Consider the following 237-nt stretch of genomic DNA (forward strand, 5'->3'; position numbering starts at 1 on the left):
GGCCCTGAACAATACCATCTCACATAACAAAGGTTTCTTTACCGATAACGCCACCCGCCCAACATGTTTTGCGCGACGACGGGCTTGGGGATAAAGCGCTTTTAGTGAAAATTGGCGACCGAAAGGATGCGGCCGATAGACACTCAATCCTCTAACGCGACCCAGCCAATACCAACCGAGCTGCTCGACTTTTCGAAACCATGGATTACGAAAGCCCGCGTCAGTGACTATCAGCGG

The 237-nt window shown here is 51.9% G+C and carries 1 pseudogene; it reads right to left on the reverse strand.

Annotated features, from left to right (window positions below):
• Positions 1–237: pseudogene (locus KFE26_RS23920) on the reverse strand (IS4 family transposase); the annotation flags it as partial.

Origin of the sequence: Shewanella sp. M16 (assembly GCF_018224605.1) — a bacterium.
Taxonomy (GTDB): Bacteria; Pseudomonadota; Gammaproteobacteria; order Enterobacterales; family Shewanellaceae; genus Shewanella; species Shewanella oncorhynchi.